This is a genomic window from Trinickia caryophylli (assembly GCF_034424545.1).
Lineage (GTDB): Bacteria > Pseudomonadota > Gammaproteobacteria > Burkholderiales > Burkholderiaceae > Trinickia > Trinickia caryophylli.
In genome coordinates this window covers 3,246,525-3,266,396 of record NZ_CP139970.1, presented here as the reverse complement: position 1 = coordinate 3,266,396, position 19,872 = coordinate 3,246,525, and the positions used below count along the sequence as shown (strand labels likewise).

Annotated in this window: 17 protein-coding genes; 9 read left to right on the top strand and 8 right to left on the bottom strand. The window is 65.6% G+C overall.

Features of this window, described 5'->3' with window-relative positions; genetic code table 11:
• Nucleotides 1-52 precede the first annotated feature (52 nt).
• Nucleotides 53-1,549, top strand: coding sequence for an RNA polymerase factor sigma-54 (locus U0034_RS14750; protein ID WP_085230245.1), 1,497 nt, complete (start codon nucleotides 53-55; stop codon nucleotides 1,547-1,549).
• A gap of 93 nt (nucleotides 1,550-1,642) precedes the next feature.
• Here U0034_RS14750 and otsA read toward each other — a convergent pair whose 3' ends face one another.
• The 4 genes from otsA to U0034_RS14730 form a co-directional block, all read right to left on the bottom strand.
• The gene (otsA, locus tag U0034_RS14745) at nucleotides 1,643-3,130 is read right to left on the bottom strand and encodes an alpha,alpha-trehalose-phosphate synthase (UDP-forming) (protein WP_085230244.1); all 1,488 of its coding nucleotides are present in this window, start codon (nucleotides 3,128-3,130) and stop codon (nucleotides 1,643-1,645) included.
• Nucleotides 3,131-3,324: 194 nt separating this feature from the next.
• The gene (locus U0034_RS14740) at nucleotides 3,325-3,534 is read right to left on the bottom strand and encodes a hypothetical protein (RefSeq protein ID WP_085230243.1); all 210 of its coding nucleotides are present in this window, start codon (nucleotides 3,532-3,534) and stop codon (nucleotides 3,325-3,327) included.
• A gap of 470 nt (nucleotides 3,535-4,004) precedes the next feature.
• The gene (locus tag U0034_RS14735) at nucleotides 4,005-5,414 is read right to left on the bottom strand and encodes a sigma-54-dependent transcriptional regulator (RefSeq protein WP_085230242.1); all 1,410 of its coding nucleotides are present in this window, start codon (nucleotides 5,412-5,414) and stop codon (nucleotides 4,005-4,007) included.
• 154 nt (nucleotides 5,415-5,568) lie between these two features.
• The gene (locus U0034_RS14730; RefSeq protein WP_085230280.1) at nucleotides 5,569-5,832 is read right to left on the bottom strand and encodes a hypothetical protein; all 264 of its coding nucleotides are present in this window, start codon (nucleotides 5,830-5,832) and stop codon (nucleotides 5,569-5,571) included.
• A 271-nt stretch (nucleotides 5,833-6,103) separates the two neighbouring features.
• Between U0034_RS14730 and U0034_RS14725 the strand changes: the two genes are divergently transcribed.
• On the top strand, nucleotides 6,104-7,165 hold the full coding sequence (locus tag U0034_RS14725) for a sigma-54 interaction domain-containing protein (RefSeq protein WP_085230241.1): 1,062 nt from the start codon (nucleotides 6,104-6,106) through the stop codon (nucleotides 7,163-7,165).
• Nucleotide 7,166: 1 nt separating this feature from the next.
• On the opposite strand, the gene U0034_RS14720 is transcribed toward U0034_RS14725, so the two are convergent.
• Nucleotides 7,167-8,510, bottom strand: a complete 1,344-nt coding sequence (locus tag U0034_RS14720; protein ID WP_085230240.1) for an ABC transporter ATP-binding protein — start codon at nucleotides 8,508-8,510, stop codon at nucleotides 7,167-7,169.
• A gap of 55 nt (nucleotides 8,511-8,565) precedes the next feature.
• A complete protein-coding gene (locus tag U0034_RS14715) occupies nucleotides 8,566-10,320 on the bottom strand; it encodes an ABC transporter permease (RefSeq protein ID WP_085230239.1) in 1,755 nt (584 codons plus the stop codon).
• 384 nt (nucleotides 10,321-10,704) lie between these two features.
• Here U0034_RS14715 and U0034_RS14710 point away from each other — a divergent pair, with 384 nt between their 5' ends.
• Together U0034_RS14710 and U0034_RS14705 are read left to right on the top strand one after the other, a co-directional pair.
• The gene (locus U0034_RS14710) at nucleotides 10,705-12,387 is read left to right on the top strand and encodes a sensor domain-containing diguanylate cyclase (protein ID WP_085230238.1); all 1,683 of its coding nucleotides are present in this window, start codon (nucleotides 10,705-10,707) and stop codon (nucleotides 12,385-12,387) included.
• 184 nt (nucleotides 12,388-12,571) lie between these two features.
• A complete protein-coding gene (locus tag U0034_RS14705; RefSeq protein ID WP_085230237.1) occupies nucleotides 12,572-12,838 on the top strand; it encodes a double-stranded DNA-specific endonuclease in 267 nt (88 codons plus the stop codon).
• A gap of 115 nt (nucleotides 12,839-12,953) precedes the next feature.
• Here U0034_RS14705 and U0034_RS14700 read toward each other — a convergent pair whose 3' ends face one another.
• Nucleotides 12,954-14,243, bottom strand: coding sequence for an ATP-binding protein (locus U0034_RS14700; RefSeq protein ID WP_085230236.1), 1,290 nt, complete (start codon nucleotides 14,241-14,243; stop codon nucleotides 12,954-12,956).
• Nucleotides 14,227-14,949 (bottom strand): response regulator, encoded by a 723-nt coding sequence (locus U0034_RS14695; RefSeq protein WP_085230279.1) that lies wholly within the window; start codon nucleotides 14,947-14,949, stop codon nucleotides 14,227-14,229. Before U0034_RS14695 ends, U0034_RS14700 begins: the two co-directional genes overlap by 17 nt.
• Before the next feature lie 220 nt (nucleotides 14,950-15,169).
• On the opposite strand from U0034_RS14695, the gene U0034_RS14690 reads away from it, so the two are divergent.
• From U0034_RS14690 to U0034_RS14670, 5 genes are all read left to right on the top strand, one after another.
• Complete coding sequence (locus U0034_RS14690; RefSeq protein WP_085230235.1) at nucleotides 15,170-15,697, top strand: periplasmic heavy metal sensor; 528 nt, start codon at nucleotides 15,170-15,172, stop codon at nucleotides 15,695-15,697.
• A 298-nt stretch (nucleotides 15,698-15,995) separates the two neighbouring features.
• A complete protein-coding gene (locus tag U0034_RS14685; RefSeq protein ID WP_085230234.1) occupies nucleotides 15,996-16,685 on the top strand; it encodes an ABC transporter permease in 690 nt (229 codons plus the stop codon).
• Between the two features lie 3 nt (nucleotides 16,686-16,688).
• Complete coding sequence (locus U0034_RS14680; protein ID WP_085230233.1) at nucleotides 16,689-17,402, top strand: ABC transporter permease; 714 nt, start codon at nucleotides 16,689-16,691, stop codon at nucleotides 17,400-17,402.
• A gap of 15 nt (nucleotides 17,403-17,417) precedes the next feature.
• Nucleotides 17,418-18,185: an ABC transporter ATP-binding protein gene (locus tag U0034_RS14675; RefSeq protein WP_085230232.1), complete on the top strand. Its 768-nt coding sequence runs from the start codon at nucleotides 17,418-17,420 to the stop codon at nucleotides 18,183-18,185.
• Between the two features lie 544 nt (nucleotides 18,186-18,729).
• On the top strand, nucleotides 18,730-19,845 hold the full coding sequence (locus U0034_RS14670) for a porin (RefSeq protein WP_085230278.1): 1,116 nt from the start codon (nucleotides 18,730-18,732) through the stop codon (nucleotides 19,843-19,845).
• The last annotated feature ends 27 nt before the right edge of the window (nucleotides 19,846-19,872 follow it).

Sequence of the window (19,872 nt, the reverse complement as noted above, 5' to 3'; positions counted from 1 at the left end):
GGCCGTTGCTTTCGGTCACAGGACCTTCCCCACTCACCGAGGGACATCGACCATGCCACCGACTCTCGAGCTGCGCAGCAAGCAACACGTCGCGCTGACTCCGCGCCTGCAACAATCGGTGCGGCTGCTGCAGTTGTCGTCGCTGGAATTTCAGCGCGAGCTGCGGCAGGCGCTCGACTCCAATCCTTTTCTCGAGTACGACGAGCCGCTGACCGAAGACGGCGAAGCAGGCCCTCACCCGACAAGCGATATCCACGCGCCGCTCGACGGCACGACGTCCGTGAGCGAACCACCCGCTGCCGCTGAAACGCCCGATACCTTGGACGGGCTCGCAGCGAACGAGACGAGCACGGCGACAGCAGCCGAAGATGGAAGCGGAGATTTCGCTCAGGACTGGGGCCAGCGGGCGTCGTCGCGCCACGCGGGCGATACGGACGACGTGGATCCCGGCGCATGGGCTCACGCGCAGCCGACGATGCACGAGCATCTCCACAATCTGCTTCATCTCTATCCGCTCAATGAGCGCGATCGCGCTGCGGCGCAGGTCGTCATCGAAGCGCTCGATGACGATGGCTATCTGCGCGAGCCGCTCGTGGATCTCGCCGAGGCGTTCGAAGCCGACCCACCGCTTACCGAAGAGGAACTGAGAGTCGCGCTGCGGCTCGTGCAGACGCTCGATCGTCCCGGAGTCGGCGCACGCTCGCTGTCCGAATGCCTGAGCCTGCAACTCGACGCGCTGCCGTCCGACACGCCGGGTCGCGCCGTCGCGCGCGAACTCGTCGAGCACCATCTCGAGCGCCTGGCGCGACGCGAGCATGCGGAGCTGCAAAAACAGCTGAACTGCTCGGCCGAGGAACTACGGCGGGCCTGCTCGCTCGTGCGCCGGCTCGATCCGAAGCCGGGCGAGTACTATGCACGCACGGACGACAACTACGTCATCCCGGACGTGATCGTGCGCCGCGTGACGAACAAGTGGGTGGCCACCATCAATCCGGCGGTGCTGCCGCGTGCAAGGATTCATCGCGTCTATGCCGAGCTCTTCGCCCAATCGGGCGGCACGGGCGGCACGCCACTCGCGCAGCAGTTGCAGGAAGCGCGCTGGCTCCTGCGCAATGCGGAGCAGCGGTTCGCCACGATCCAGCGCGTCGCGCAATGCATCGTTTCGTACCAGAAAGCGTTTTTCGATTACGGCGAGATCGCGCTCAAGCCGCTCGTGCTGAGCAAGCTGGCCGAAGAACTCGGCCTGCATGAGTCCACCGTCTCGCGTGCGTCGAGTAACAAGTACATGGCTACGCCGCGCGGCATCTTCGAGTTCCGCCATTTTTTCCCACGCGAGCTCGCCACCGAAACGGGCGGGCGCTGCTCGGCCGCGGCCGTGCGTGCGTTGATCAAGGAAATGATCGAACAGGAAGATCCGCGCAATCCGCTCTCGGATGTCACGCTCGCCAAGATGTTGACTCAGGAAGGGATGATCGTGGCGCGGCGAACGGTAGCCAAGTACCGCAACCTGCTGAAACTTCCGCCCGCGCAGTTGCGCCGGCAGGGCTGAGCATGGGCTGAGCGTCACGCCCGGCGGCACGCACGCTCGCCGGGCGGACCGGCCGGATAACACAATCCGAAGCGCGCAATCAGAAGCGCGCGATCAGGAGCGATGGACCACCCGCGCGGAGCGTTCGAAGTCGATGCGGCGAAACGGCATCTGCATGTCGAGGCGAGCGAGATCGGCCAGTTCGACGGCCTTGCGGGTGACCGACGCAGCGGTGGCCACGCCGCGCAGGTCCGTGATGAACGCATCGCGCCACGCCGAGAGGTCGTTGGCCTGCAAGCGCGCCATCATGTCGGCGTAACGCGCCCTGCGCTCCGCGAGCGGCATGGCGAGCGCGCGCCCCAAGGCTTCCGCCATCTGGGCGACGTCGAACGGATCGACGATGAGGGCGCCGGGCATTTCGTCGGCCGCGCCAGCGAACTGCGAGAGGACGAGCACGCCTGGATCGTCGGGGTTCTGCGAGGCGACGTATTCCTTGGCGACGAGGTTCATGCCGTCGCGCAGCGGCGTGACAAAGCCGACGTGCGCGAGCCGGAAGAGTGCCATCAGCAGATTGCGCTCGTACTTGCGGTTGAGATATTGGATCGGCGTCCAATCGAGTTGAGCAAAGCGGCCGTTGACGCGGCCAGCCTCGCCCTCGAGCGTCTGCCTGATCCGTTGGTAGGTCTGCACGTCCGAGCGGGTCGGCGGTGCGATCTGCACGAGCGAGACTTTGCCGTGCCATTGCGGCGCGTCGGCGAGAAAGCGCTCGAACGCGTCGAAGCGCTCCACCAGCCCTTTCGAATAATCGAGCCGGTCCACGCTCATGATCAGCCGCCGTTCGCGCATCGCATCGCGCAGTGCCAGCACGGGCTTGCGGTCGCCGTACTGCTCGGCTGCTTTCGCCACGGCATCGGGATAGATGCCGATCGGATAGGCACCGACTTTAAGCATGCGGCCGAACGCGTGCATGACGCCTTCGTCGCTCGTGGTACCGAACCCGCCACGCTCGATATAGTCGACGAAGGCTTGGCGATCCGCCTGCGTTTGAAAACCGACGACGTCGTAGCTGCACATGCTGCGCACGAGATCGTCGTGTGGCGGCACCGTACGCAGCATTTCAGCGACGGGGAACGGAATGTGCAGAAAGAATCCGATCGGATTGGTCACGCCGAGATCGCGCAATGCGCGCGCAAACGGCAGCAGGTGATAGTCGTGCACCCAGATGATGTCGCCGGGCTCGATGAACGTCTTCAATTGCTTCGCGAACGATGCGTTCACGCGCAGATAGCCCGCGTATTCCTGTCGGTCGTAGCGCGCGAGATCGGTGCGGTAATGAAAGGCGGGCCACAGCGTGGCGTTCGAAAACCCTCGGTAGTACTGATCGTAATCGCGGCGCGTGAGCCCTACCGTCACGTACGTGACGTTGCCCTGCCGGTCGACCGACGGGGCTTCGCTCTGATTGACGATTTCGCCGCTCCATCCGAACCAGAGTCCCCCCGTTTCCCTCAACGCGTCGAGCACGCCGATGGCCAGTCCACCGGCGGCGGGCCGGCCCTCCTGCGTCGGCGCGACGCGGTTCGATACGACGATTAGTCTGCTCATTGCGGCTTGACCTCTTCGAAGTGGCTGACTCGCATGGCGACGGCTGGTTACCGCGCCGGTTTCATGGAATGCAAGTCGTGTGCCGCCCGCGCGCATCCGATGCGCGCGCCGGGACGATGCACACGCTCGTTCCCCGGACAGCCGTTGCCGCATCGCGAGGATGCCGCAATGAAATCAGTTAGGCATCCTATCGATCAGGCGTCCTGCTCGGCGCCGAGATCGCGTTGATAGTCGAGGCCTTCGGGTCGCGCGCCGCCCTGGTTGTACTCGCCGTCGGGCGGGGCGTTCGGAGCCACGCGGTTCTGTGCGGAAGGGTCATGAGGCGGCGGATTCGGCACGGCAGGGTTCTTCGCCTCGCGCTTGGAGGCATGGCGGGCTGAGCGCCGCAACGCAGGGTGTCTCATCGAGGGCCTCCGAATGGAACGCGTCAGTCCTGGGAAACGGGCCCGACGCTGTCAATCATTCAGTCTAGGACGCGCAGCGGGATTTTTCGCGGTAACTATTGCGTCAGCTTTGTAACCCATACATTGCCGCATTCGCCCGACGAGTAGGGTGTGCCTGCGGCATATCCGGAGGAACAGGCGGCGGGTCGCCGATAGGCGGCATTGGCGGTTCGGGCGGATCGCGCTCCGGTTCCGGGTGCGGCCCTGGCGGCTCCTTCGTCGGCGGCGGCCCGGGCGGATCGGGTTCGGGCATATGAGCGCGAATAACGCCTGCAGCGGCGATCCCGGCGGGGACCGCCACACCGCGTGTCGGCTCGTTCATCGGTTCGTGCATCGCGGATGTCCCCTTTCTTTCGATCGATTCATGCCGACATCACGAGCAATAGGTCTGCCCACCGGCGCCTGCCCAGACGTTCCGGCCGGCGCGCGCGTCAATTGCCGGCAGCCGGCTCGCCTGTCTCGCCGGCCGAATCGGGCTCGCCCGCCGTCGGCTTATGACCGTCGTCGTTGTACTCGACCAGCCGGTTATAGAGCGTCTTCAGGCTGATGCCGAGAATCTCGGCCGCGCGTGTTTTCACGCCGCCGCACTGTTCGAGTGTGGCGAGTATCAATTGGCGATCGGCGACGGCCAGCGAGGTCCCGAACGGGATGGTGACGGCGGTGCCCGTCGACGGCTTCGACAACGAAATCTGCAGCGGCACGGCGGCGGTCGTGTCCGAGTCGGCGCCCGCCATGATATAGGCACGCTGCACGTAGTTCTTGAGCTCGCGCACGTTGCCCGGCCACGGGTACGACAGCATCATTTCCTTGGCGGCGGGTGGAAACTGCTTGTGCGCACCACTGCGTTCGTTGTGCTCGTCGAGAAAGGCCTGGGCGAGCAGCCAGACATCGTTGCCGCGCTCGCGCAGCGGCGGCAGGCTGATCGGGAACACGTTGAGACGGTGATAGAGATCGAGGCGCAGCTTGCCTTCGAGCACCGCCTCCTCGGGGTCGCGGTTCGTCGCCGCAATGACGCGTACGTCCGTCTCGATTTCCTTGGTCGTGCCCAAACGCATGAACATGCCGGTTTCGAGCACGCGCAGGAATTTGACCTGAAGTTCGGCCGGCATCTCGGTGATCTCGTCGAGAAAGATGGTGCCCCCGCTCGCGCGTTCGAAGTAGCCCTTGTGCTGGCGGTCGGCACCCGTGAACGAGCCGCGCTCGTGGCCGAACATCTCCGATTCGATCAGATTCGGCGAAATGGCCCCGCAGTTGACGGCGAGAAACGGGTGTTTGCGCCGCAGGCTGAGTTCGTGAATCGTCTGCGCGGCGACCTCCTTGCCCGTGCCCGATTCGCCGACGAGCAGCACCGATGCGGCGGTCGGCGCGACGCGGCTGATCTGGTCGTAGACGGATTGCATGGCCGGCGAGTTGCCGAGCATGAAACCGAAGCGGCCCATGCGGCGCAATTCGCCTCGCAGCGTGCCGATCTGCGCCTTCAGATCGCCAGCACGCGGCAGCCGGTCGAGCACTGCCTTCACGCGCTGCATGTTGATCGGCTTGACGAGGTAGTCGGAGGCGCCCATTTTGAGCGCGGTCACCGCCGACTCCACCGTTGCGTGGCCGGTGATGACGACGATCTCGACGCCCGAGCGCGGGTCGAGATCCTCGAACAAATCGACGCCGCTGCCATCGGGCAGTTGCAGATCGGTGAACACCACGTCGGGCGTTTGGCGCACGAGCTGAATTCTGGCTTCGCGCAGGTCGCCGGCCGTGGCCGTCGTAAGGCCGTCCTCGGCAATGATCGAGACGAGCGCTTCGCGCGTCTCGGGGTCGTCGTCGACAATCAGCACATGTGGCATCGGGTTCGTGATCGAGTGAGTTGGGATTCGAAAAGAAGCGCGCGGATAGCCCCTGCGCGCCGCCATCGCGCGGCGCCTCATGGCGCCCCTATGTTGCCCGCCCGGGCAGCGAGGCCGCAAGGTCCGCAGCCGCGCACCGCCTGGATCGGGCCTCTCAGCTATGCGGAAAATGCCAGGCGTCGTGCGTGCCGCCAACGTGTGCGTGGCCGTTCGGCACTGCATGCGGCGAGACTTCGGGGCCAGAGCCGACCGGCGCCGTTTGCGTCGTGGTGGCCAGCGCGCCGCCCTCTTCCTCCCAGCGGCTCAACTCGCCGGCCAGCCGGGCCTGCGACGCGCGATGTTTGAGCGCCCAGCGCCAGGCAAGCACGCCACCAACGGCGACGAGCGCGCCGAAAATGCCGATTCTGGGACGAGCCATCTGTTCCCCCTCGCATTTGGTCGATGTGAACGAAGCGAGCGAACCGCCGTGCCGGCATTTTCTTAGCCGGATGCCGTTCGGATCGATTCCACGGCCGCGAGTTCCCTGCGGCGAGAAAGTCGACCACGCAGATTTCGTGCCAGCCGCCATATCGAGAATACGGCGGGCCAAGGCACGCGTCCCCGTGGTTAAATACGATTTCCAACCTATCCACGAATCGCCGGCAGCGGCCTTCGAATGTGCGGCCGGCGTATCAATCATATTGCGATACATGGCGGCGACAAGCGATTTCGATACTCCCGCGCCGGCCCGCGACAGCGGCGGCGCACAGCGAATCGGCAAGGGCCTCGCACGCGACACGGCGGGGCTGGAGTCGTATGGCCTGCTGTACGGCTCTTCACCGGCAATGCTCGATTTGTACGAGCAGATCGAGCGGGTGGCGTCGACGGACGCAACGGTGCTGATCGTCGGCGAATCGGGCACCGGCAAAGAACTCGTGGCGCGCACGATCCACGACCGCAGCGCGCGCCATGACGGTCCCTTCGTGGCCGTGAACTGCGGTGCGATCCCCGACAACCTCCTCGAGGCCGAACTCTTCGGCCATGAGCGCGGCAGCTTCACGGGCGCGGTACAGGGGCGCGCGGGCTATTTCGAGCATGCGAACGGCGGCACGCTCTTTCTCGACGAAATTACGGAAATGATGCCGGTGCGGCAAGTCAAGCTGCTGCGCGCGCTCGAGACGGGTACGTTCTACCGCGTCGGCGGCACGGAACTCTTGCGCAGCGACGTGCGCGTCGTGGCGGCCACCAACCGCGATCCGATGTTGGCCGTGCGCGAGAACGGCCTGCGCGAAGATCTGATGTACCGGCTCGCCGTTTTTCCGCTGCGCATGCCGCCGCTGCGCGAGCGCGAAGGCGACCGCGAACTGCTCGCGCTGCACTTTCTCGCGGAACTCAACGCGCAGGAAGGCACCAGCAAGACGTTCAGCAAGCGGGCGAAGGAAACGCTGCGCACTTATTCCTGGCCCGGCAACGTCCGGGAATTGAAGAATAGCGTTTATCGCGCCTTCATCCTCGCGGAGAAAACCGTCGAGATCGAGCACCCGCGGCTTGCGGCACGCTCGAAAAAGGCCGTGACGCAGGGCGATGCGATGAGCATCTGGGTCGGCACGCCATTGGCCGAAGCGCAACGACAGATCATTCTCGGCACGCTCAAATACTGCGGCGGCGACAAGCGCCGCGCGGCCAAGGCGCTCGGCGTAAGCCTCAAAACGCTCTATAACCGCCTGGGCGCGTACGAAGAGGACGACGACACGGCAACCGAAACGCCGTGAGTTACGATTCGACGTCCTCCAGACTGAAAATCTCGGTCTGGTCGTTGTAGGAAAAGATCTCTGCGTAGCGGCCCCAGTTGATGACCGCGTCGAGCGTTTCCTCCGCGGCGCTATCGGAGAGGAAATCCTCGAGTTCTTGCTCGAAGCGCACGCGCGGCGCCCGATGGCCCGGCCGCTCGTTGAGCACCTTCTTGATCCGCGCCGCGAGCGGCACGTGCCGCAGCAAGTGCTCGGCGAACATCATCTTGCGCTCCTGCGTGCCGAGCTCGGCGAATACGCGCGCGGGCGGCGTGAGGAAGATGTCGCCCTCGCGCACGTCTGTGAATCCGAGATGCTGGAGCACTTCCGCGATCGGAAACAAATCGTCCACTTCCAGATGGAGCGTGCGGGCGATTTCCGGCATGTCGGCGCGGCCGTGATACGGCGGCGCGGCAAGCGTCTCGATGAGGCCGGCCATGAGGTTGGTGGAGACACTGGGCAGCCAGCTGCCGAGCTCCAGGCCTTTTTTCGTTGCCTCGTCGGTGCGGCGCGCCGTCATCTTCGCGTAGATGTCGTCGACAAGACGCTTGAACGCGGGATCGAGCCGGTTGCGCGGGTGCGCGAACGGCACCTTGATCTCGGCGATCACCCGGCCCGGATTCGACGACAGCACGAGGATGCGGTCGCACATGAACACGGCTTCCTCGATGTTGTGCGTGACGATCAGGATCGATTTGATCGGCATGCGGCGCTGCGTCCACAGATCGAGCAGGTCCGTACGCAGCGTCTCGGCCGTCAACACGTCGAGCGCCGAGAACGGCTCGTCCATCAGCAGCAGCGTCGGGTCGACGACGAGCGCGCGCGCGAAGCCGACCCGCTGCCGCATGCCGCCCGATAGCTCGCGCGGATAGGCGTTTTCGAAGCCGTCGAGACCGATCAGGTCAATGGCGGCCAGTGCCCGCTCGCGCCGCTCGCGTGCCGCGACGCCCTGCGCTTCGAGCCCGGCCTCGACGTTTTGCAAAACGGTGAGCCAGGGAAAGAGCGCAAACGTCTGAAATACCATCGCCACACCTTCGGCCGGCCCCGACAGCGGCTTGCCGAGGTAGTCGACGCGCCCCGCCGTCGGCCCGATCAACCCCGCGATGATGCGCAGCAGCGTCGATTTGCCGGACCCCGAGCGCCCGAGCAGGCCGACCACCTCCCCCTCGCGCAGCGACAGGTTTACGTTGTCGAGCACGAGCAGTTCGCCCTGCGCCTTCGAAAAGCCGCGGCAGACATCCTTGACGGAGAGGACTTCGACGCCAGGACGCGGTGCGGCGGCGGCGCCGGGCGACGCGGACGGAAATTCGGCTTTCGGGTTTTGCATTGCGCTTGACTCTTCGATGGGACGGTTACGCCGGACGTGGTCGGGGTGCGCAGCCTCAATCGAGGCGCAGCTTCGCTTCGGCATAGGCGTAGAGCGGCCGCCACAGCATGCGGTTGAACAGCGTGACGAACAGCGACATGATCGCGACGCCGAGAATGATTTTCGGGAAGTCTCCGGCTGCGGTCGTCTCGGCGATATAGGCGCCGAGGCCGTGGGCGACGAGGCGCGTATCGCCCCACTGGACCGCTTCAGCGACGATGCTTGCGTTCCAGGCACCGCCCGACGCCGTGATCGCGCCCGTCACGTAATAGGGGAACACGCCCGGCAGCATTACCTGACGCCACCATTGCCAGCCGCGGATACGGAAGTTCGTGGCCGCCTCGCGGTAGTCGTTCGGGTAGGCGCTCGCGCCCGCGATCACGTTGAACAGGATATACCACTGCGTGCCGAGCACGATCAGCGGCGAAAGCCAGATATCCGGGTTCAGATGAAAGCGGACGATCGCCACGACGAATACCGGAAACAGCAGGTTCGCCGGAAACGCGGCGAGAAACTGCGCAAGCGGCTGGATTTTCTCCGCCACAGCCGGACGCAGCCCGATCAGCACGCCCACCGGCACCCAGATCAGCGACGAAACCGCGACCAGCACCACCACGCGCACGAGCGTCACGAAGCCGAGTGCGATCACGCGCCAGACTTCGTCCATCGTAACGCCGGTTCGAACATAGGCGCCGACGCGCCAGACGACGTAGACGGTCGCCACGAGCAGCACGCAGGCCCAGGCGATGTCGCCCGCGCGCGAAGCGCGCTTTTTCGCGCCGCGTGCCTTGCCGCCCGCGACGCGCGGCAACGCGACGCGAAGCGGTACGCGGGCGAGCTTGGCGAAGAGCCAGCCGGCCGGCACGAGCAGTTGGTGAATGAGACGCGTACGGCGCACGAGATCGAGCAGCCACGATTCGGGGGCCGAGCCCGAACTCGTCGTTTCCATTCGGAACTTGTCCGCCCAGGCCACGAGCGGCCGGAACATGAGCTGGTCGTACGCGAGGATGACGACGGTCATCGTGAGAATGACCCAGCCGACGGCTGCGAGGTCGCGCTCGGCAATCGCCTGGGCGAGATAGGCGCCGATGCCGGGCAGCGTAATCGTGTTGTTGCCGACGGTGATGGCCTCGGATGCGACGACGAAGAACCAGCCGCCCGACATGGACATCATCATGTTCCAGATCAGGCCCGGCATCGAGAACGGCACCTCGAGCTTCCAGAAGCGCTGCCAGGCGGTCAGATGGAAGCCGCGGGACACCTCGTCGAGATCGCGCGGCACCGTGCGCAGCGACTGATAGAAGCTGAACGTCATGTTCCACGCCTGGCTCGTGAAGATCGCGAAGATGGCCGCGAACTCCGCGCCGAGCACGCGCCGCGGAAAGAGCGCGAGGAAGAACGTGACCGTAAACGAGATGTATCCGAGTACCGGTACGGACTGCAGGATGTCGAGGATCGGGATCAGCACCATGCCCGCGCGCCGGCTCTTGGCCGCCAGCGTGCCGTACGCGAGCGTGAAGGCGAACGAGGCGACGAGCGCCGCCAGCATGCGCAGCGTCGTGCGCAGCGCGTACTCCGGCAGGTTGGTCGGATCGAGCGAGATCACCTGCGTCTTGAGCGTCGAGATAGGCGCCATCGTCTCGTGAAAGCCGATCGCCGCCATCGCGATGACGCAGATGATGAGCGGAAACGCGACGAAGTCCCAGCGGTTCGGCAAAAGGCGCCAGGCCGACGCGTTGGCCGTGCGGTTCAGATTGAAGCCGAAGTCCATCAGGTCCTCTCCCCGAGCCGGTTCGCCGCCGGCACCCGTCTTGGCCGCGACGACGCGTAGCGCACGCGGGATGGCTCGCGCGAAGTACCGGGACGGGACCAGACATGAAGTGAAAGCATGGCGAAGGTGCGGTAAATCGTTGGTTTCACGGGTGGCGGGCTGCCCGGCGGCCCAGCTTCCCTGCTTTTTGACGGCACGACACTACTACAGACTGTGTTGCAGGCACAACCACGCGTTGCCTGCGTACGCCCATCGAAAGAAACCCTGATCGGCATTCAGGCGGCGCCGCAGCTGCCGATAATGCGTTGTAAGCCGGCCGACAGGCTGGTGCCGCAGCGAGGCGCACTGCCAGCGTTCGAGCGGCCTGCAAGGAACACAGAGTCGATGGACAGAGCAACAATGCAGCGGACATTCGCGGCCGCAGGCTTCGTGGCCGCGCTTGCCGCATGCTGGCTGTTGGCCGGCTGGCTGGCCGACGGTGGAGCCAAGCATCAGCTCGAGGATGCCCTGCGCGCGCAGCGCCAGCTTTCGGTTTCCGTCGCCGACAACATGGCGCAGATGATTGCGAGCGATCTGTCGATGGCGCGCGCGATTCCCGAAACCCTGGCCGAAACCCATCTTATCCGGCGCGCGCTCGCGCAATCGCGAAATTATGCCGTGAACGCCGCCGCCGGGGAACCCGAGCGGCGTACCGAATTGCTCGCAGTGACCAAGCTCGCCGAGGTGAGCACGCTGCTGCGCGATGCTCGCGGCTTTGCCGGCCTCGACAACGTCTGGATCGTCGATCTGCATGGCATAGCGATCGCCGCGAGCAACGCGTTGGAGCCCGTTTCCTTCGTCGGGCTCGATCTTTCGTCGCGGCACTATGTCAAGGAGGCGCTCCTCGGCTCCACGGGGCCGATGTACGCGGTCGGGCGCAAGAGCCTCGAACCGGGCGTCTATATCGCCACGCCCGTCTACCAGGACGGGTTGCTCGTCGGCGCCGTGGTCGCCAAAGTCGGCCTGCGGCGCCTGCGGCACTGGGTCGCCGCACCCGGAGCGTTCGTCACCGACGAGAATGGCGTGATCGTGATGGCGCACGACAGCGCGCTGGAGGGCTATCGGATGCCCGATGCGCAGGTCGTGCGGATGAATCCCGCCGAGCGGATAGACGATTACCGTCGCGACGTCTTTCCCGAGCTCGAGCTCGTGCCGCTCGCGGCCCGTGTCGCGCACGAGGCGCCCTGGGTGCCGGCCGAGCTGGCCAGCCAGTTGACCGAGCTGCCGGGCTCGCACGTGGCCGCGGTGTATATCCAGCGCGGCGGCCTCAATTCGGGCTTCTCGGCGCACCTCGTCGACCCGTTCGTGCTTTGGCCGCACATCATCGGCAATCACCGGCGCGTGAGGACATCGGTGGCGGTCATCCTCGGCAGCACCGTCGTGCTCGGTTTCGTGATCGCGCTTTCGTACCGGCGCGTGAAGCGCCACCATCGCGACGCGAAGCGGCTCGCCGGCCAATTGCAGGAGATCAACGAGCGCCTGGCGGCCGAGGCGCGCGAAGACGCGCTGACGGGCGCGCTCTCGCGGCGCTATTTCCTCGCCCAGCTGGAGCGCGAGATGGCCGCGGCCCGCGCGCGGGGCATGCCGCTTTGCCTCGCCATTGCCGACCTCGACTTCTTCAAGCAAATCAACGACCGCTTCGGCCATACGGTGGGCGATCACGCGCTCCAGCACTTCGTCGCATGCTGCCGGCTGGAGCTGCGCAGCGACGATGCGGTCGGCAGACTGGGAGGCGAGGAGTTCGCGATTGTGCTGCCGGGCGTGACGCTGGTCGACGGGCTGCGCGCGGCCAACCGTGCGCGCGACGCGTTCCGTTCGCGCCGCGCCCCGGGCGTGCCCGACGGCGCGGCGCTGAGCGCGAGCATCGGCATCACCGAACTCGCCGCGGGCGACACGATCGAGCGCCTGCTCAGCCGGGCGGACGACGCCCTTTATGCAGCGAAGTCCGACGGACGCGACTGCACGAAGGCGCTGCAGGCTACGAGCGACACCCGCGCGCCGCTCGCGAAGCTGCCCGCGGCGCTCTGACTCCCCGGGCGCCCCGCCCGCCCGCGCAGGCCTTGCCGCCCGACGTCAGCCGCAGGCAGGAGTCGGCCGGACGGCCGTCCGCCGGATGGGCGGACCGGCGCGCGCGATGCGCACAAGCAGGTATCATCGACCTTCCACGGCAAGACACCGCCGCCGATCCACGCCGATCCACCTGGAGGTTCGCATGAAGGGCAATCTGGTCATCGTCTGCCGCGACCAGGACGCACAAGCGTTCGATCAATTGATGGCCGAGTACGGCGCATTTCAGAGCCGGTTGTCGTCGACAGCGTGGTACCTGAAGCTCGATGCGGCCCCGGAAACGGTGCAGGAAGACATCGTTGCCCGGCTCGGGAAGTACACGACGCATTACATCTTCAGTGCCGACAGCGTCATATACAACACGGTGGACAGCGAAGCCGCCGCCGCGCTCGACGCACTGTTCGCCGAATGAGCGCACGGCCGGCGAGCCCCAATCGCGCGCTCGCCGGCCGGCACAGCCTGCTCCCAGGAAACAAGACGGCCGCCAAGCGGCCCTCGGCAGGCCATGAACGGCCGCTGAAGCGATATCAGGCGGCCGCGCGCTCGCGCGGAAAGGTCATGACAATCTCGAGGCCGCCCGCCGGCCCATTGCCGATTTCCCACTCGCCGCCGAGCCGCCGCACGAGCCGCTCGACGATGGCCAGCCCGAGGCCGCTGTGCCCGTTGCCTCCGCGCGCGGGATCGAGGCGCACGAACGGACGGCTCGCGTCGACGAGGTCCTGCGGCGCGATGCCGTGGCCGTGATCGCTGATGGCGAGCACCCAGCCATCGGCCACGCGCTCGGTGCGAATCACGACGGGCGGAGCCCCATAGGCATGCGCGTTATCGAGTAGATTCGAAAGAATCCGCTCGAGGCTCGCCGTGGGCAGCCGAAAGCCGGCGCCGGCCGCGAGCCGTGTCTGCACCGCGGGCGCACCCGGCGCAACCGCGCGGTAGCTGCGTGCGATCCGCTCGCAGCGCGCATCCACCTCGATCGGCTCGCTACTGTCGGTGCCATCGTGGGCGAACGCCAGAAACTGATCGACGATGTGCGTCATCGAGTCGACGTCGCGCACCACGCCGTCGCGCAGCTTCATATCGTCCATCATCTCGGCGCGCAGACGCATGCGTGCAAGCGGCGTGCGCAGATCGTGCGCGATGCCGGCCAGCATCACGGCGCGATCGTTCTCGGCGCGCGACACCTCGCGCACCATCTGGTTGAAACCATGCGTGAGCGAGCGCAGCTCGCGTGGGCCGCGCTCGCGCAGCGGCGGCACGGGCTGGCCGCGCCCGAAGCGCGCGACGGCCTGTGCCAGCGCCGTAAGCGGCTGCTGCAGCCGCCATGCGACGAAAAGCGCGCACATGACCGCCGCCGAGAAAATCGTGGCCAGCCAGACGACCATTTTGTCGAGCGGCCGCGGCGGGTGCAGCGCGAGCATCGGCACGACGATCCAGTGGGTATCGCCGGCCTCGTGGATCCAGAGCGTGGGCGGCCGGCCGGGCAGACCGATGCGCGCCTCGGAGCCTTTCGGCAGGCGCTCCTGCAGATCCTCGAGAAAGCGCTCGAGCCCGGGCGGCTGCTCGCGTTGCGCGGCGGGCACCTCGGAGCTGCCGAGCGCGACGATCCGCACGCGCGACGGCAGCGGCTGGTCGGGCGCGCGGGCGACGTGCTCGCGCACGGCTTCGATGAGAAACGCCGCCTCCTCGACGGCGTAACGCGCCTGCGAATGCGACCGCTCGACGCGGATCAGCACGAACCAGGCGAAGTGCGAGATCAGCAGAACGGCGACGACGAGCAGCGCCAGCCGTCCGAACAGCGAATCAACCGGCCGGCGCATTGGGCTCGCCGTTCGGCACGAACACGTAACCGCGGCCGCGCACCGTCTGGACGAAGCGCGGCGTCGACGGATCGGATTCGAGGATTCGCCGCAGGCGCCACACCTGCACGTCGATGCCGCGGTCGGTGCCGTCGTATTCCGGCCCGTGCAGCAGTTCGAGCAGCCGCTCGCGCGTAAGCGTACGCATCGGATTGTTGATCAGGATCTTCAGCAACGCGAACTCGCTGCCCGACAACGTGACGGGGCGGCCATCCATCTGGAGCGTGCGCGTCTGAAAGTCGAGCACGAAGCGGCCGAACGCGAACGGCTCGCGCTGCTCGGGTGCGGCCGACGGAACGGTCCGCCGCCGGCGCAGCACCGCCTGCACGCGTGCGAGCAACTCGCGCGGGTTGAACGGTTTGCCGAGATAGTCGTCGGCGCCGAGCTCGAGGCCGACGATGCGATCGACGTCGTCGGCGCGCGCCGTCAGCATGATGACGGGGATATCGTCGCCCGCCGCGCGCAGCTTGCGCAAAGCCGTCAGCCCGTCCACGCCCGGCATCATCAGGTCGAGCACGATGAGATCGGGGCGCTCGCGCTCGATCCGGCGCTCGAGCGTGGCCGCGTCGTGCAGGACGGAAACTTCGATACCCTGCCGCACGAGGTAGTCGCGCAGCAGGTCCCGCAATTCGGCGTCGTCGTCGACGACAAGTATCTGTGTAGCCATGGCGAGCAGTTTAGCGCGAGCCTCGTCCACGAGAGAGGCTGTGCGGCGCGAAAGGGTTACGGAACGTTACCGCGAAAGCCGAGCGTAATGATGCGTAACGAGCGGCGCGGCCCGCGTAACATCGCATCGGCCCGGCGGGGCTAGCCTAGGTTCACCGATCGGCGCCACCGCGCTTGGGCGCAGTGCCGATCGAGTGCACTTTTCCTCAAAGGAGTATTCGATGAAGCCGACCTTTCTCAGGCCGTCCCGCTATCTGGCCGCCGCCGCGGCCGCTCTGGCCGTCACGCTCGGCACCGCGTACGCCGCCGGCCAGGGAATGCCGCACCCGGGCGGCCCCGGCGGCCCCGGCGGCCCGTTCATGATGAAGCGCCTCGACGCGCTGCATGCCGAGCTCAAGCTCTCGCCCGAGCAGGAGCAGAAGTGGCAGGCGGCGCTCGCAACGATGAAGCGCGACCATGAGGCGATGCGCGCCAACCACGACAAGATGCGCGATCAGTTCAAGGCGGCCGCGCAGCAGCCGATCCTCGATTTCGACGCGCTGCATGCCTCGCATATGCAGATCGAGCAGCAAAACGCGCAACTGCGCGACGAGTCGTCCAAGGCCTGGCTCGCCGTCTACGACAGCCTCAACGATCAGCAAAAGACGACGGTGAGCACCGAGTTCAAGCAGCATCTGGCCAAAATGGAACAGCGGCACGAAAAGATGCGCGAGCGCTGGGAAAAACGAAACGGCGGCGGCGCGCAGTAAGCGACGCCCCCCGGCCTCACCAAGCCGCGCGCCTCGCAAAGGGGCGCGCGGCTTTTTTTTGCCGGTGCGTGTTTCTGCCGGAGCGTGCACAGGGGCGGGCCTCGCGCGCATCGGGTTCCCCTGAGTGGCGCGCCCCCGCGCTTCGGGTAAAATACCGCGCTTTTCGCCCGCGCATCGCGCGTGCGTGCCGGCCACGCGCCGGGATGCCGGCCCTTTTTGCGTCGGCATGCCATTTTTGGCCACCTAGAATTTCGCGTCGCGCTCCCGTTTGCGCGCCGCCAAGGATTGCACCTCCACTATGTTTCTTGAAGGCTATGGCCCGCTGTTACTCGCCGGCACCTGGCAGACGGTCAGGCTCGCGGTGCTGTCCCTCGCGCTCGCGTTCGTGATCGGGCTTGTCGGGGCGGCCGCGAAGCTCTCGAAGAACCGGGCCGTATACGGCATCGGCGCCACTTACACGACGCTGGTCCGCGGCGTGCCGGACCTCGTGCTGATGCTGCTGCTCTTCTACAGCATCCAGATCTGGCTGAACAACCTGACGGACCTGCTCGGCTGGGACCAGATCGACATCGACCCATTCGTTGCCGGCGTCATCGTGCTCGGCTTCATCTATGGCGCCTATTTCACCGAAACGTTCCGCGGCGCGTTTCTGTCCGTGCCGCGCGGACAGCTCGAGGCCGGTGCGGCGTTCGGCATGACCGGTTGGCAGACGTTCTCGCGCATCATGTTCCCGCAGATGATGCGCTTCGCGCTGCCCGGGATCGGCAACAACTGGCAGGTGATGGTCAAAGCCACGGCGCTCGTGTCGATCATCGGGCTCGCCGACGTCGTGAAGGCCGCGCAGGACGCGGGCAAGGGCACGCTGCGGTTTTTCTTCTTCATCCTGATCGCGGGAGCGATCTATCTGGCGATCACGACGATCTCGAACCTCGTGCTGCTGTGGCTCGAGAAGCGCTATTCGATCGGCGTGCGCAAGGCTGAGCTATAAGCGATGATCGAGCTGATTCAAGAATACTGGCGCAACTATCTGTTCACCGACGGATACCGCTTCACGGGGCTCGCCATCACGCTGTGGCTGCTCGTTGTGTCGATCGGCATCGGCTTTTGCCTGTCGGTGCCGCTCGCGGTGGCCCGAGTGTCGACGAACCGGTTCGTCTCCGGCTCCGTCTGGCTCTACACCTACATCTTCCGCGGCACCCCGCTCTACGTACAGTTGCTGCTCTGCTACTCGGGCATCTACAGCCTCCAGGTCGTGCACGCGCACGCCCCGCTCGACGAATTTTTCCGCAACGGCATGAACTGCACGCTGCTCGCCTTCACGCTGAACACCTGCGCCTACACGACGGAGATCTTCGCCGGAGCGATCAAGGCCACGGCCTACGGCGAGATCGAGGCGGCACGGGCCTACGGCATGTCGCGCTTCGCCGTCTATCGCCGCATCGTGCTGCCCTCGGCGCTGCGCCGCGCGCTGCCGCTCTATAGCAACGAAGTGATCCTGATGCTGCACGCGACGACGGTCGCCTTTACGGCGACCGTGCCCGATATCCTGAAAATCGCGCGCGACGTCAATTCCGCCACCTACATGTCGTTCCAGGCATTCGGCATTGCGGCACTGCTCTATCTCATCGTTTCCTTCGCGCTCGTCGGACTGTTTCGCCGCGCCGAGCAACACTGGCTCGCGTATCTGCGGCCACAAGGCAAGTAACCGGGGCCTCTTTCGATGCACAAGCTTTTCGTCGACGAACTACACAAATACTACGGGGACCACGAAGTTCTCAAGGGCGTTTCGCTCAAGGCCAACGCGGGCGACGTCATCAGCATCATCGGCTCGTCCGGATCGGGCAAGAGCACGCTGTTGCGTTGCATCAACTTCCTCGAGCAGCCGAGCGCGGGGCGGATTTTCGTCGACGGCGAAGAGGTACGCACCAAGACCGACAAGCTCGGCGCACTACGCGCGGCCGACGCGAAGCAGTTGCAGCGCATGCGCACGAAGCTGGCGATGGTGTTTCAGCACTTCAACCTCTGGGCCCACATGACGGTGCTCGAGAACGTGATGGAAGCGCCCGTACAAGTGCTGGGGCTGTCGCGGCGCGAGGCCGAGGAGCGTGCGCGCATCTATCTCGAGAAGGTCGGCCTCGCGCCGCGGCTCGAGAAGCAGTATCCGTCGCACTTGTCGGGCGGGCAGCAGCAGCGCGTGGCCATCGCGCGGGCGCTGGCGATGCACCCCGACGTGATGCTTTTCGACGAACCGACCTCGGCGCTCGACCCCGAACTCGTGGGCGAAGTACTGAAAGTCATGCAAAAGCTCGCCGAGGAAGGCCGCACGATGATCGTCGTCACGCACGAGATGGGGTTCGCGCGCAACGTCTCCAATCACGTGGTATTCCTGCATCAGGGGCGCATCGAAGAACAAGGCCCGCCAGACGAGGTTTTTGGCGGCACGAAAAGCGAACGCCTCAAGCAGTTTCTCTCCGGCAGCCTCAAGTAGGCACCAGCCAGAACGGCCTGATCAGCCGAACCCCTTGTCGGAAGGCGCTCTCGGGCGCCTTTTTCTTTATGTCGCCTCGCCCGACCCTCCGGCTCGGGCCCGCACGCCGCGCGCACCCGCCGCGCTAGCGCCGTCAATTTGCACAGTCAATAGCGACATTCCTTGACTCGACCCGCGGCCGATGGTCCTGGCCTTATACGACAAGGGTTTGGCCCCGTAGCGAGCGCCGCGGCATCCCGATTTGCCGCGATCGTTATGGCAATTTGGCGACATCGGCTAGCGAGACTACGATTTCTTTGGCCACGAATGTGTATTTTTGCTAAATTAGTAACCAAAGTAGCAAAACGCAGTGCTGCAAATGTAGTTTTACTTCAAAGAGGAGACACCGCCCCGCTACCTACAGCGGGCGGAACGAAGGATGCACGCGGGCCCGGCGCCGGCGCCGCGATGATCTCCCCTGGTACGGATTCCCGCCCGGACGACAAACACGCCCGGGCGCTATTCGCAGTAGTGGCCTCACTTTTGACAGGGTATGGAGGAGAAGATGAAGAAAGCATTGCTCGCCGCGGCGCTGATGTCTGCAGGCGTGATCGCTCATGCACAAAGCAGCGTAACGCTGTACGGGCGCCTGGATGCAGGTCTCGAGTACATCAGCGGCCTGCCCAACAATAGCTATACTGGCTCGACCTCGCGTTGGCGCGCGGAGAGCGGTGACTGGGGCACGAGCCTCTGGGGCTTGAAGGGCTCGGAAGATCTGGGCGGCGGCACGAAGGCTGTATTCCAGTTGGAAGGCAGCTTCAATACGATGACGGGCGCGGGCCCGGGCAATGGCGGGCTCTTCAATCGCTGGGCGACCGTCGGCTTCTCCAACGCAAACTACGGTACGTTCACGATGGGCCGGATGCTGTTCATCGCGAACGGCGTGTGGGACTTCGATCCGTTCGGCCAATCGAACTGGTCGTCGGCTTCGCTGGTGCGCGGCCGCAACTGGCCGCAGTCGAGCAACAACGTCGCGTATCAGTCGCCGAAATTCGCGGGCTTCGACGTCTACGGCCAATACGCACTCTCGAACGCGACGAACTGGAACGGTAACGGCACCACGTCGCAAGGGCGTGAAGGCGGCCTGCAACTGACCTATACGAGCTCGCTCTTCCAAGTGCGCGGCATCTATGACGAAATCCGCAACTCGACGAACGGTCTCCTGAACGGTTCCGACGGCGCATTCTCGTTCTCGCGCGAGTACACGGCCGCCGTGAACGTGTTCCTGGGCCAGTTCAAGATCCAGGGCGCGTACCAGGCCGTCCGCACGTCGGGCTACCGCGCTGGCGCTGCTGCGCCGACCTCGCTCGATCACGAATGGGGTGGCGTCACGTGGCAGGCCACGCCGGCCGCCGCTGCCATCGCGGCCGTCTACCACGTGAACGCGAACAACGGCTTCGGCAATGCGACGATCTTCACTGTCGGCGGCACGTACAATCTGTCCAAGCGCACGTTGCTCGACATCCAGGTCGCTACGGTTCGCAACAGCAAGTCGGCGAACTTCGGCCTCGACGCCAACAGCTTCGGCGTCGGTGGCACGGCCAGCGGTACGTACAACGAGAACCCGCTGCCCGGCCACAGCCAGACGGGCGTCTACGCCGGCATTCAACACACGTTCTAATCGAACGGCGTAGCACAACAACAGCTT